The sequence below is a fragment of the Sutcliffiella sp. FSL R7-0096 genome (genome assembly GCF_038595065.1).
Taxonomy (GTDB): Bacteria; Bacillota; Bacilli; order Bacillales; family Bacillaceae_I; genus Sutcliffiella_A.
In genome coordinates, this window is sequence record NZ_CP152003.1 from 3,173,184 (window position 1) to 3,185,995 (window position 12,812).

The following is a 12,812-nucleotide window of genomic DNA, read 5'->3' on the forward strand; positions in this document are numbered from 1 at the left end:
GCTAAGGCTGGAGAAAAATGTACTTATCATGCAATCGTCACAAACTAGAAACAAACGCTTATTTACAAGTAAAGTATTGGTACATTATAATAGGAAAGTGACAAGCATAAGGATTAGTGCGTAAGGAGGGGATACATATGGATCGTATGTACCGTGTAATGGGTTTCTGGACAGGGATCTTTGCAGTTATGTTTTATCTTGGCCACATGACTCAAACGTCTTTACTTTTCTTCGGACAAACGGTATTCTTCATTTTATTAAGTTATCTTAAGCTATCTGAACGTATGTACATCTATATTTTCGGAGCATATTTAACAATTTTCTTTGTTGCCTTCTCGTATTGGACAACATTTATGATGGTGCCTGGATCTGGTGGTCATTAAACATACGTGGATAAACAATAAAAAGCGATTGACATCAGTCAATCGCTTTTTATTGTTGAATTATATTTTATGAAGTCAGTGGAACTCCCTGCCTCCTATCGTTTCAGGTGTTCGCTTATCCAAGGATGCTGCTTGAGCCTCCTCACAACGCTTCAGGGGTCTCAACCTAACGCTATCTCCCGAAGGAGTCTCACTCCTTTGACTTCAGTCAACAGGATAAACCTTGTATTATATATAGAGTCTGTTCAACTAATTGTTTTAAATAATTTGCTCCACACGTTTGTTTTCTTTTCATGCACCAGTACGTGGAAGGAGTTACTCCAATTGCTGTCCATGATGAGAGTCCGGATGGCTCTGTTTTGCTTGCTTTTGTCAGAAAAAGGATTAGGGTCATGATTTTCCTGGAGATAATCAAGTATCCCTGCCGCAACTAGGAATTCCCCTTGCCTCATTGTACATATATGATTAAAACGCTGCTCTGAAAATACCTTCTCTAAGGCATCGAGATGTACATGAGTAGTAAGATCCATATCATAGGGATGTAATAGTGGATTGGTCACCATGGCATGGTTGAAGTATCCCCTCAGACTGCCACCTTTACGTTCCTTATGAAGCAAATCTGAGAATCTATAACCATAATCGACTGTGATAATACTTCCTTTCTCAAGCTTTTCGGACAGCATTTTCGCATAAGTAATCATTGCAAGTGGAACTTCCAATCGCTGTCCCTCTTCAAGCGTAATGTCATGAATGGTCAAATAATCACTTATAGCAGGATTTGCTAAAGGGGTCCAAGTTTCCACCAGCTTATGTTCCTGGTCCATTGTCACAAACACTTCTTGAACCTCTCCATCTACACACTCCACAACATGAACAGGTAGGGCATCAAAAAGTTCATTAGAGAAAATAACACCATTATCTTTTGAAATTTCATCAATGGTACGGCAATATGTAACATGTGCGGATTTTGGAATGGCTTTTCTTTGTAAAGAAATATGATATGGACTTGCCTCCACCATAAAGTATTCAAGCTTGTGGTAGAGGACAGGATCTACCCTTTCCACCTCAGTAAGGAGTTGAGCAGCAAATCTGCCGTTTCCACCACCTAGTTCAATCATCACAGGCAAAATGTTTGTTTCCTTGAAATATTGTATAAAAAGTTTTGCGAAGATTTTTCCATATATATCGTGAACGTTACTTGATGTAATGAAATCCCCTTTTGTCCCCACCTTTTCTTTGGACTTCATATAATAGCCATGTACAGGATGATAGAGGACTTCCTCCATATATTGTTCATAATCTAATCGTCGAGCAGGGGCACTCTCTATCTTTTCTATTAATTGCTTTGGTACCATTTTAGAAGCCGTTCAAGAACGGATTGCTATCCATTTCCCTTTCTATAGTTGTGGTCATCCCGTGGCCGGATAGTACAGTTGTCTCCTCCGGCAGGGTCATCAGCTTGTTGTGTATGCTTTGTATAAGCTGATCGTGGTTACCACCAGGTAGATCGGTTCTTCCGATACTCCCTGCAAAAAGGGCATCTCCAGCAAATACTACCTTGCTTTCTTTGTGGTAGAAGCTGACACTTCCTGGGGAATGTCCCGGAGTGAAGAGGACGTCAAGCTCAAAATTGGAGAATGTCAATTTCCCTTCTCCCTGGATAATATGATCTGCAGGGCCAGCCTTTATTGGTCCAAGCTGAAAGAACTGAGAACCATTCAAACTCGGATCCATCAACCAATTCTTTTCTTTTTTATGTATGTAAACCGGGATATCCCACTTGCTGCGAACTGCATCTACTGCACCGATATGATCGAAATGAGCATGGGTTAGAAGAATAGCCAATGGTTTTAGGGACTTTTCTTCTAAATATGCATTAAATGCATCCCCTTCGCTGCCTGGATCAAAGATAAGGCACTCTTTCTTATCATTGATTAACAAATATGCATTAGTTTGTAGGGGACCTAGGGGCAATTGTGTCCATTTCATTTTTCTTCCACACCTTTCCTTGAAGTATCTATTCATCTATTTTACACTAAGAAGTAGAACTTGAGAAACGAAAGGAAACTGCCGATGAAGTCGATGTATGGATTAGAAATACAATGTGCCGATGACAAACCGCAATACTTTCAGAACCTTCTTTTGCAAATGAAACAGATTACCAGTATTTTTGATGTGGATGACAATCTACTTATCGCAAATTCTGCGATGGAAGCAAAGGTTGTAAAGAACATGCTTGCGGATCGTTGTATTTTAGAGGAAACTTATGTACTTTCTTTATTGGAAAATCCGATTGCCAGTTCCCTGTTCACCGATTATGGCTTTGTAACGGAAAAGAACAATCACTTTCTGTATCAAGAAATGGTTTCTATTTTCCGGATTGAAAGCGGTAAACAGGAAGATATCAACATGTTTCTTATACAATTAGAAGAATCCATTATTGCAATGGAGGAACAATTTAAAAAATCGTATATTATTGACAAAGAACATAAAGAATATATTGTAAAAGTAGCCAAGGCTTATGACATAGAAGTGTCATTTTTTGACCTCGACAAATAGTAAGAAAACATTTAAAATGTAAATGGAGTGTAATGTGCCATTACATACTTTATTTTTCGTGATTTCTTTCAAATAGAAATGATTTCTGAAAGGGGCGTTAACCTTGCCATTAGTTATTATCTTTGGACTTGTAACAATCTTATGTGTACTAGGACTTGTCCGTTCCCTGAAAGAAAAAAACTTCCTAGGAGTTCTTTTCGCTTTTGGAACTGTCGCAGTGTTTGGTTGGTTTACAGTTATGACAATAATCCAATCCGGATACCCGGTAGCACACTAATTAAAAAAACAGAGCGCCTTGCGCTTGCACAAAAAAGAGTATTCTTCCTTTCGAGGAGGAATACTCTTTTTTGTATATGAGAGCTTCATAAGCATTTTATTTATAAGTGAATATACTGAAAATATATGGATTCCACGTTAGCTTGTGATCGGCTTGGAGATAATAAAAATAAAAGGTTCTTTAAGAAGGAGGCAGATAAGATTGGCAGTAAAAACTTTATGTGGAATTTGCAACGGATCAGGCAGAAAAAAGCTATTCATCCTCCCCTTTTACAAAAAGTGTACAAAGTGTAAAGGCCAAGGAAGAATAACAAAGGGTTTTTTTATGTAAGGCTGTTTTCGCATACGTTGTTGCTTTTTCGCATTTATAAATAACCCGTTATATTCCTTGCTATCGTGCTCTTTTCCTGACTATACAAAAAAAGACTTTCATGCCTTTTTAGAGTCCTATGCTGTAAAAAGTCCAATAACCGACTTTTTACTAGTGAGCAGCAACAATCTTTGAGAAAAAAGCTTTATGTAAAGCAACTGCCAAGCAATAGGATGCTTGGCAGTGTTTTGTTTTTTAGAATGAGTTTGATCGTTTGGATTCCACAGCCCGTAGCTTGTCATCCATTTGTACGCTTTTGTCCCGACGATCATCTATTCTAATGTTGGTTGCCACCCGATGCAGGCCTTTTTGGAAGGGAGCTTCATGAATTACCTGAATGACATGCATAAGGGTCGGAAGTTCTCCTTCGATAATAGTGCTCATCGGTGTTAATTTATAGTTAATCTTTCCTTCTTCTTTAAACCCCTCTAGAATATCCTGAATCTCCGCTACATACTCACTCACACTTGGTCCGTTTGTTCCAATCGGAATAACGGTTACATCGACTATGGCCATTTCCTTGATCCTCCTCTAGAATACTTCCACTAAATTTAGCGTTTCACCCGTAGATGGTATTAGTATCTGTTCTAATTGATATCCATATAAGCATAATAGACCATTCGGGGAAAATTTTATCGGTTTATTTTCAACATCTTCATATAGCACTTTTTTTGTACCGTTTGGAATATCAATCTCTACAAATTGGAATCCTCCTGCATATGCATCAATACTGCCCGCACTTATTGGTTCGAATGTAAAAAATCTTTCCGTCTCATCTACATAGGCAAAGTAAGGAATGAAGTAATTGGAATACATGGTTAAAAGCGGCGCTTCATAAGAATAGACCTTTTCTAAGTCTGGAAGACGATAAAAGGAGTACAATCCCATATGCTCGTCTTTCACATCTCCAACCGTAAATAACAGATTATGATAGGATTGAAACGTTACTAATTTCTCCAAAATCTCTCTAGCTTCGTTCGTTGTTAGATCATATGTGTATAAAGGTGCTTCCAATAGAGGCATTTCTTGATTCCAATTGATAAAACCCAATCTCTCTTCAGACAGCCATTGAACAAATGGGTCGTCCACATTCTTTTTTATCATACCTTGTGTTTGTACATCAACAATAAAGGTTTCATAGGACCAATCCTCCTTAAAGGAAGACACCAACAGTTTTTCCCCTGTGGTAGGATCCCAAGAAGTAACAAGGTCAATGGAGTCGATAAAATTCCACTCCGCTATTAATTCTCCATTATCGGAAACGATACTTAATTTCCCTTCTGTAAAGGAGGGGGCAGAACGAATTAAAAACATATCAAAATCACTATTAGCAGTGACAGAAATAATGGTTTCAGCTGATTCGAAGAACAGCTCCGTTTCTCCAGTCAATATATGGAAAGATAATACTTTAGAACCAGTTCCATCGTTTGCTATATACAATATTGTTTCATCATTCAACCATTCAGCTACAGTACTGAATTGTTCAGCAGGTATCGAGAGCATTTCTAACGTTTCATTATGAAGTATTAAAGGATTGAAAGGTTTTGGTTTTGCATGGTTAGATAGTAAAGGTGCATCGCTGACTTCCTTGGGGGTTGGAGGAGATTGACATCCAGACAACATACAAAGAACTATTGTAATAATAAAAAAGACTCTCTTCATTGCACCCCTCCTTTTTCCCTATCTTACTAACGATTATGAGGCAGGAAAGGTTTCAATACAAGAGAAATATATTTTTATTCCTAAAGTAATATATGTGAATTTCTTGGTTATGTAAAAACTTTATTTAATGTTAATATTAGTGGTTTTTTTACTGATTATGTCACGGGATAGCAGGGAGCCTAATCATTTATCTTATGCCTTTGATGGCTCACCAGCAGGCTCTTCCCGTAAAAATCTTTCATTTTTCCTTTATGGGAGACTTCATTTATAGATAAAGCGAAGCCAAGAAAATACCCAAGGTTTTTGGGTAGATTGTATCATACTGCGATAATGGCAGAGGATTGATCCCCTTTCCCAATTCTAGCGTAAAACCCGGTTTCCTGAATTCCTGGATGAACCAATCCTTAAATCCTGCATGGCTATCAACATACTGCACGCTCTTATACGTACTGACGTGTTCAAATTCGATTGCTATCCTCTCGCTATCAGGGGGTTCCAACCCTTCGTATCCCCAGTAGAATTCTTCTCCCTGCGTATGAACAGCAATTACCCTATCAAAGTTCTCCTTTGCTGCAAGCTCTCTCATTGCTTGTGCCTCTGGCTCAGTTAAAGGGGTGTCTCCAGGATAATCTCGTGGGGAAGGTACCTTTTCTTCCTTACGTTCTTTTTCCACCATCCAATTAGCTGGAAAGTGCTTGTTCAGGTCCACTCCTCTTATATTTGCTTTCCATCCCATGAAATCTGCTCGATCTTGATTAATCTTTTTCACCATTTCCTTGAAGGGCTTTTCATTAGGCACCCCATTAAGCACCAGATCGACACCATCCGGATTTACCATTGGCACAATGGACAGTTCCGTCCCTTCATAAAGAGGAAGGCATGGCAAGCCTCTCAGTGGCACACCATTAGTGAGGGCCAGCAAATAATCATTAAGGAGGTTCATTATTACAGCACTTGTTATCCATTCGTTGGCATGGAAGCTCCCGTTCCAATGAACCTTTTTGGTACCTTTTCCTATTTTTATGTGATGGAGAGGTTTCCCCATCACGGATTGTCCAGCAGAGGTACATTCTAGGAAGGGGTAAACCTCCTTCAATTTGTTAAGATCATGGAACAAAGTATGATAATCATACTTCCTCTTTGGATTTACTATTGGCCTGCACACTTTTTCAGGAAGACAAATCACCTCTCCTGGTTTCATTCGAGATGGATCTTTCTCTTGATTCATCAATAAAATGAAGTCCATCGGGATTCTTTTTTGATGGATAATGGATAAAAGTGTGTCACCAGCTTTAATCTCATAAGTTGACTTGCTATAACCTGGTATGAAAATTGTATCTCCTTTATTAAGGAGGGATCGAGACGATAATTCCTTATTTGAATCCACAATTAATGAAAGGGGTATCTGGAATAATTGACTGAAGTACCACAACGTATCCCCTCTTCTGCTCACTACCTTCAACGTACAACCACCACCCAATAAACACGTCTATACCTAAAACTTATGTTGTTCATAAGGTTTTAGAACGTTCTTAAGGCTGGTATTAGGTCAAACAAAAAAGCTGCCATAAAGATTTAACTAATCTTCATGGCAGCTTTTATTATTTATTCATCAAGCTTACTCTCGTCTACTTGAATGGATGTTCCATCATAAAAGCGTAGTAGGTCTCCGTACACAATCTTATCAGAGTACTGAAGCTCTTTCTTAGCTTTTTCCATATATGGTTCACATGCTTCTTGCTCTACTTCTTCTTCTGTTTCTTTATCATAACAGGCATTCTTGGTGTATACCACTTCATCGGTAACAAAGCTTCCATCACGGAATACCACAAAGTCATTACGATCCTCAGAGAATAAGTCTTCACCGAATTGGATATCGTTTTTCGTTTCCATACCAATCAAATGCTTGATGGTAGGCTTGAGGTCAATTTGACCTCCAACTGTATCAAATTCCTTAGGATTCTTATCTGTTACACCAGGGATATGAACAATCATTGGTACACGCTGTAGCTGTGCGTTTTCGAATGGAGTAACCTCTTTACCTAGATACTGGCTCATCGCTTCATTATGATTTTCTGAGATACCATAGTGGTCACCATACATAATGATAACAGAGTTCTCATATAAACCAGCAGCTTTCAATTCATCAAAGAAAGTTTTAAGAGATTCATCCATGTAACGTACCGTCGGGAAATAGCGGTTTAAAGTTCGACTGTTAGAATCAAACTCATCAACCAATCTGTCTTCTTCATCCAGTACGAATGGGAAGTGATTAGTCAATGTAATGAACTTAGCATAAAACGGTTGTTGAAGTTCCTTCATGTGAGGAACTGATTGTTGGAGAAATTCCTCATCTTTCAATCCCCAACCGACAGAGTTTTCTTCATTGACATCATAGCTCGCAATGTCAAAGAACTTATCATACCCTAATGAATCATACATCACATCACGGTTCCAGAAACTCTTGTTGTTTGCATGGAACACGACTGGAGTATACCCTTTTTCCTTAATCGCATTAGGTGTCGCTGTGTGGAAATCATTTGTTCCATGTGTGAAGAAGACAGCACCACGGCCAACAGGATATAAGGAGTTATCTAATAAGAATTCAGAATCGGACGTCTTCCCTTGCCCTGTCTGGTGATAAAAATTGTTGAAATAATAACTTTGATCTTTCAATTCGTTCAAGAAAGGAGTAATTGGTTCACCATTGATCTCATTATCAATGACAAAGCTTTGTAATGACTCCATTTTCACAATGATGATATTCTTTCCTTCTGCAACTCCATACAAATCATCGTTCGGAGCTTTGTAATTAGCATTAATATAGTTCTGAACTTCTGCAAGTTCACTTCCATCTGCCATCGCACGCTGAGCGCGTGTCTTGGATTGTAGCACGGCATCATACACGTGATAGTTATAAGTCCCTAAGTTTTTAACAAGGATCTCACGGTCAAACGTACGTGTTAACAGCTGTGGTCTTTCTGTTTCTGCTAATCCCAAGTTGAACAGGAAAATACCAACAATAGAAAGGAAGTACATTTTACGTACTTTCGGTCTCCAAGTGGTCATACTCACAAACTTCGGTGTCCATTTAGCTAGTGCAATCAGGATGACCACGTCCGTAAACATCAACAAGTCCATTGGAGTCATCAGTTCTGTGATACTTCCGCCAAGATCGCTCATGTTTCCAGATTGGAAAAGCAATGGGATCGTAATGAAATCATTAAAGAAGCGGTAATATACGGCGTTTGCATACAACACAAACGAAACGATGAAACTTGTGATGATCAAATATCGTTTCATACCCTTTTCCTTAAAGAATAGGGCTAAGCCGGCTATCAGCAAAATAAAACTTAACGGGTTAATAAATAGGATAAATTCTTGTTTTACGGATTCAATTGTAATATTAAAGCTTGTTTTATAAACAATGTAGGTTTTTACCCAAAGCAGTACTACTGCAATAAGAATAAAAGGTACTTTAGATTTAAAGGCTTGCTTCATCTTTTTAACCTCCTTAAAGCGAAAGACAGGGAAGCTCTTTATTTTATTATTGATAATAATCCTGATTAGATGTATCACTTACCAAAATTCAGCATGTAAAAATTTCGGCTACGACATATCTTAAAACTTTTTTTACAAAAAATCAATGGATAATTAATACTGCATTTACAGGGAAGAAGTAGAATAATAGTGTTGGGCTGGTTTTGTATCTATATATAATAGACGGTGTACAAGCAAAAAAGTTTCATGAAAAAGAGAAGTTCTTGAATTCTGAATAGTCAAACAAAAGGAGGCTTCCGAGTAAGAAGCCTCCTTTACGTACTATGCTTGCTTCTTTCTACATTTTTACCCATGTGGAAGCAAGAATAAACCATACACTTTTTTACAATTTCATTTTTGCTAAATAGGCAGCGCCGATCACACCAGCGTCATTTCCTAAAGTAGCTTCTGCAATTTTCACACCAACCTTGGTTCTAGGAAAGAGATACTTCACAAAATGTTCACGAACAGGGTTCAATAGCTTGTCTCCGGCTTTTGAAACTCCACCACCTATAACGATTTTCTCCGGATTCATCGCATTAGCCAAGTTGGCAAGTGCCAGCCCCAAGTAAGAAGCCACTTTATTTACGACAAGTAAGGATACTTCTTCTCCGGAATCAGCTTGCTCGAAGATAACCTTTGCGGTCAAACCTTCTTGTTTAGCCACCTCTTCTAGCTTACTTCCCGGGTTCTCCTCCATCGCTTCCTTTGCAAGCCGCACGATACCCGTAGCGGATGCAATCGTTTCTAGACAGCCCGTTTTACCACAGTTGCAAGGAGCTCCCCCTTCTGCAAGTACAGTAATGTGTCCGATTTCCCCACCGGCACCATTAATTCCGTGGACAATTTCTCCATTCGTGATGATACCTCCGCCTACTCCTGTTCCGAGCGTTACGCAAATGAGATCCTCGGACCCTTCCCCTGCCCCTTTCCACATTTCGCCAATGGCAGCCAGGTTTGCATCATTATCCACAACTACCGGGAGACCTGTTTCGACCTCGAGAAGATCTTTTAAAGGATAGTTTTCCCACCCCAGGTTAACCGCTTCATAAATCAAACCTGTTGCCATATTTACAGGACCCGGTGCACCCATGCCAAGCGCTTTCAATTTTGGTTTGGATTCGCCAAGTTCCTCGAGTTTACTATCGATCGCTTTTGCTATATCGGTAGTGATATATTTTCCTTTTTCACTGATATTCGTTACGATTTCCCATTTATGGGCGATTTCACCGTATTGAGTGATGAACGCCATTTTAATGGTTGTTCCACCAAGATCAACACCAACTAGCCATTTGCTTTCCATTTCCATTCACCTTTTCTTTATGTTAATTTTGACAGCTCTTGTCTTAATATCATCATGGCAGACTGGAAGAGTGCGGCATCCAACATGCCTGATCGGTATAATTCCCTTACCTCATCTTCCATCATTTCTATGTCTGCTACTTTGTCACCTGTGTAGATGAATGCACCATAGTTCTTCAGTAGCTGTCTTACATCATACATCGTTTTCATGAATTCACCTTTTCTATAGGCTCTTTTCTAAAAGATTGTTGCTATTCACTAGTGAAAAGTCGGCAATTGGACTTTTCACCGCTTATATACTCTAAATATGCATGTAGTATATTTAGTATTGCAGCGAATAGAGCACGACAGTAAGTAATATAACGGTTGGTATAAAAATACGTAAAAGCAGCAAAGTTTACAATGAGAGCCTTTCTATATTACTCCGTTAAAGGATATGTACTTCATTTTTAGTATAAAGGAATCACTTGCAACGTCAAGCATGAAAATACGCAAAAAACGGATGAGAAAAAGTCCCACCCGTTTTCTGGCACACTCTATAAAATAGATCTTATCTATCTGGGTCTTCTGGATGCAAAATCGTCGGCCTTCTGTTTTTCAAAGGAATAGGGGAACGTATCAACACGTCACGGAATCCTCGGTAATTAAATGGTATAAACGGCCATAGGTATGGAACATTGTACGATTTCATCATCATCAGGAAAAGAACAAGGATTACCATTCCCACCATGAACCCTATCACACCAAACATAAAGGTCAACAACAGCATGACTATCCGAAACAGCCGGTTTGCCAAGCTAAGTTCATAGCTCGGAGTAGCGAATGTTCCGATGGCGGCAATTGCCAGGTAGAGAATGATTTCCGGGACAAAGAGACCTACCTTTACAGCCACATCCCCAATAAGGATAGCAGCCACGAGTCCTAGTGCTGTACCTAATGATGTTGGTGTATGAATGGCTGCCATCCTCAACATATCCATTCCGACCTCAATAATGAGGATCTGGGCAATCAATGGAACTGCTCCGACTTCGCTGGGACCGATATACGACAATTGCTCCGGCAATAACTGTGTATTTGTAGCAAGCAAGTACCATAATGGCAAAATAAATACGGAGGCCCATACAGCTAGGAACCTTACCAGCCTCAAGTACGCTCCAACCACAGGTTTATTCCTGTATTCTTCTGCATGTTGCAGGTGATGCCAAAAAGTCGCAGGAGTTATAATGACACTTGGTGAATTATCCACTATCACCAATACATGACCTTCATATAAATGTGCCGCAGCAGTGTCTGGCCTTTCTGTGTATCTTACTGTTGGATACGGATTCCAATGCCTGCCTCCGACAAACTCTTCTAACGTCTTCTCTGCCATTGGTAATCCATCTGTATCTATTTTTTCCAAAGACGATTTAATTTCCTCCACAAGATGCGGATCTGCCAATTCATCGAGGTAACATAGACTGATATCCGTTTTTGACCTTCTTCCCACCTGCATATATTCCATTCTAAGTGAGCTGTCCCTCACTCTTCGTCGAATCAATGCACAGTTGAAAATCAACGTCTCAACGAACCCATCCCTCGATCCACGTACCACCCGTTCCATATCCGGCTCTTCAGGCCCACGAACAGGGTACGTCCTCGAATCGATGATGACAGCTTCCTCTAGACCCTCCACTATCATAACAGTCGGACCAGCTAGTACCTGATCGACGACTTTTTCTAAATCGTCTGTTTTATCAATTTCAACATAAGGTATGTAAGTTTTTAATAGCTTGTCAAGTGGTTGCTCCTCCAGGTCCTCCGGCAACAGGTCGGACAGGAACTTCATCAAGAACAACATGATATCATCTTTCCCGAACCCGTCCACCAGGAACATGGCTATTCTTCTTCCTGCATATTGTAGGTCCAGGAAGATTAGATCGAAGCTCTTATCCACGGCCATTCTTTCTTTTAAATATCCAACATCCTTTTCAAAATCTCCTGACATTTTCTTTGTCGGTTTATGCCAAGTCAAAGTTCCTTCCTCCTAAATTGTGACCTATCTTATCTTAAAATCATCACCTTTCATCTTTTCATTTTTTGCCAATACCATCAATAAAATACAAACTTCGGAAGGATTTCTCGAATTTCTGAAAATATGTAAAACCGGGCAATAAAAGCCCGGTCCTTTTTTGCGTATCGTATAATTGGTTTCAGCTGTATTAAGGGCTTCATTCATCCTCTATGAGTACCGCTTTTCTTTCGCTTTCCTAATTCTAGGCTTCATCCATCCTCTATGGTTGATGTTTCTCCATTTCCTTCTGTAAAAAGGGACACTCATATTGTTTAAAAAGGGAACCCAACATTTATTCGGAACGAAGAATATTAGTTTTATAATATTATTTCCATACACTAAAATACCACAGCCAAAAAAAGACTGTGGTAAACATTAAATCATTAAATATGTACTTATTTTATAGGCTCAGTTAAACATCGCTGTTGATTTCCGCACTAGGCTTCGCTTTCCTAAGGGCGTTAGGGGAGCCTCCTCGGCTTGCGCCGTAGCCACTGAAAAAGTAATGAACTTTAATAATCTGGTTACCACCGCTGTTGATTTCCGCAAACGGCTTCGCTTTCCGCGGGGCGACCTTGAGCCTCCTCAGGCTACGCCCTGCGGGGTCTCAAGATTGTCGCTATCCCCCCGCAGGAGTCTTCGCCTATTGCTCCAATCAACAGCTAGG

Annotated in this window: 13 protein-coding genes; 3 read left to right on the forward strand and 10 right to left on the reverse strand. The window is 39.6% G+C overall.

Going from position 1 to position 12,812, the window contains the following annotated elements:
- Positions 1 to 137: 137 nt before the first annotated feature.
- Positions 138 to 383: a DUF2626 domain-containing protein gene (locus MKY77_RS16320; RefSeq protein WP_010194612.1), complete on the forward strand. Its 246-nt coding sequence runs from the start codon at positions 138 to 140 to the stop codon at positions 381 to 383.
- 245 nt (positions 384 to 628) lie between these two features.
- Here the strand turns inward: MKY77_RS16320 and MKY77_RS16325 are convergent, their stop codons facing one another.
- Both MKY77_RS16325 and MKY77_RS16330 read right to left on the reverse strand, forming a co-directional pair.
- On the reverse strand, positions 629 to 1,738 hold the full coding sequence (locus tag MKY77_RS16325; RefSeq protein ID WP_339146870.1) for an SAM-dependent methyltransferase: 1,110 nt from the start codon (positions 1,736 to 1,738) through the stop codon (positions 629 to 631).
- A gap of 1 nt (position 1,739) precedes the next feature.
- Positions 1,740 to 2,372: an MBL fold metallo-hydrolase gene (locus tag MKY77_RS16330; RefSeq protein ID WP_339146871.1), complete on the reverse strand. Its 633-nt coding sequence runs from the start codon at positions 2,370 to 2,372 to the stop codon at positions 1,740 to 1,742.
- A gap of 93 nt (positions 2,373 to 2,465) precedes the next feature.
- Here MKY77_RS16330 and MKY77_RS16335 point away from each other — a divergent pair, with 93 nt between their 5' ends.
- Entirely contained in the window at positions 2,466 to 2,942 is a 477-nt protein-coding gene (locus MKY77_RS16335; RefSeq protein ID WP_342515383.1) for a hypothetical protein, read from the forward strand.
- Positions 2,943 to 3,045: 103 nt separating this feature from the next.
- On the forward strand, positions 3,046 to 3,219 hold the full coding sequence (locus MKY77_RS16340; RefSeq protein ID WP_064497393.1) for a DUF2759 domain-containing protein: 174 nt from the start codon (positions 3,046 to 3,048) through the stop codon (positions 3,217 to 3,219).
- A 564-nt stretch (positions 3,220 to 3,783) separates the two neighbouring features.
- Here the strand turns inward: MKY77_RS16340 and MKY77_RS16345 are convergent.
- The 8 genes from MKY77_RS16345 to MKY77_RS16380 all read right to left on the reverse strand — a co-directional run bounded on the left by MKY77_RS16345 (position 3,784) and on the right by MKY77_RS16380 (position 12,310).
- Complete coding sequence (locus MKY77_RS16345; protein ID WP_339146873.1) at positions 3,784 to 4,104, reverse strand: MTH1187 family thiamine-binding protein; 321 nt, start codon at positions 4,102 to 4,104, stop codon at positions 3,784 to 3,786.
- A 15-nt stretch (positions 4,105 to 4,119) separates the two neighbouring features.
- Positions 4,120 to 5,250 (reverse strand): hypothetical protein, encoded by a 1,131-nt coding sequence (locus MKY77_RS16350; RefSeq protein ID WP_339146874.1) that lies wholly within the window; start codon positions 5,248 to 5,250, stop codon positions 4,120 to 4,122.
- Between the two features lie 265 nt (positions 5,251 to 5,515).
- Positions 5,516 to 6,712, reverse strand: a complete 1,197-nt coding sequence (locus MKY77_RS16355) for a M14 family metallopeptidase (protein WP_339146875.1) — start codon at positions 6,710 to 6,712, stop codon at positions 5,516 to 5,518.
- A gap of 143 nt (positions 6,713 to 6,855) precedes the next feature.
- Positions 6,856 to 8,751, reverse strand: coding sequence for an LTA synthase family protein (locus MKY77_RS16360; RefSeq protein WP_339146876.1), 1,896 nt, complete (start codon positions 8,749 to 8,751; stop codon positions 6,856 to 6,858).
- 382 nt (positions 8,752 to 9,133) lie between these two features.
- Positions 9,134 to 10,093 carry an ROK family glucokinase gene (locus tag MKY77_RS16365; protein WP_342515384.1) on the reverse strand — a complete coding sequence of 320 codons (960 nt, stop codon included), beginning with the start codon at positions 10,091 to 10,093 and terminating at the stop codon, positions 9,134 to 9,136.
- 17 nt (positions 10,094 to 10,110) lie between these two features.
- Positions 10,111 to 10,302, reverse strand: a complete 192-nt coding sequence (locus MKY77_RS16370; protein ID WP_237664103.1) for a YqgQ family protein — start codon at positions 10,300 to 10,302, stop codon at positions 10,111 to 10,113.
- A 340-nt stretch (positions 10,303 to 10,642) separates the two neighbouring features.
- Positions 10,643 to 12,079, reverse strand: a complete 1,437-nt coding sequence (locus MKY77_RS16375; protein ID WP_339149842.1) for a spore germination protein — start codon at positions 12,077 to 12,079, stop codon at positions 10,643 to 10,645.
- Positions 12,080 to 12,130: 51 nt separating this feature from the next.
- A complete protein-coding gene (locus MKY77_RS16380; protein ID WP_342515385.1) occupies positions 12,131 to 12,310 on the reverse strand; it encodes a hypothetical protein in 180 nt (59 codons plus the stop codon).
- Positions 12,311 to 12,812: the final 502 nt, after the last annotated feature.

Bases quoted from the DNA above. Each gene is read 5' to 3' on its own strand.
- MKY77_RS16375 (WP_339149842.1), bottom strand. From the start codon at position 12,079: ATGTCAGGAGATTTTGAAAAGGATGTTGGATATTTAAAAGAAAGAATG.
- MKY77_RS16330 (WP_339146871.1), bottom strand. From the start codon at position 2,372: ATGAAATGGACACAATTGCCCCTAGGTCCCCTACAAACTAATGCATAT.
- MKY77_RS16335 (WP_342515383.1), top strand. From the start codon at position 2,466: ATGTATGGATTAGAAATACAATGTGCCGATGACAAACCGCAATACTTT.
- MKY77_RS16365 (WP_342515384.1), bottom strand. From the start codon at position 10,093: ATGGAAAGCAAATGGCTAGTTGGTGTTGATCTTGGTGGAACAACCATT.
- MKY77_RS16380 (WP_342515385.1), bottom strand. From the start codon at position 12,310: ATGAATGAAGCCCTTAATACAGCTGAAACCAATTATACGATACGCAAA.
- MKY77_RS16350 (WP_339146874.1), bottom strand. From the start codon at position 5,250: ATGAAGAGAGTCTTTTTTATTATTACAATAGTTCTTTGTATGTTGTCT.
- MKY77_RS16325 (WP_339146870.1), bottom strand. From the start codon at position 1,738: ATGGTACCAAAGCAATTAATAGAAAAGATAGAGAGTGCCCCTGCTCGA.
- MKY77_RS16320 (WP_010194612.1), top strand. From the start codon at position 138: ATGGATCGTATGTACCGTGTAATGGGTTTCTGGACAGGGATCTTTGCA.
- MKY77_RS16345 (WP_339146873.1), bottom strand. From the start codon at position 4,104: ATGGCCATAGTCGATGTAACCGTTATTCCGATTGGAACAAACGGACCA.
- MKY77_RS16370 (WP_237664103.1), bottom strand. From the start codon at position 10,302: ATGAAAACGATGTATGATGTAAGACAGCTACTGAAGAACTATGGTGCA.
- MKY77_RS16360 (WP_339146876.1), bottom strand. From the start codon at position 8,751: ATGAAGCAAGCCTTTAAATCTAAAGTACCTTTTATTCTTATTGCAGTA.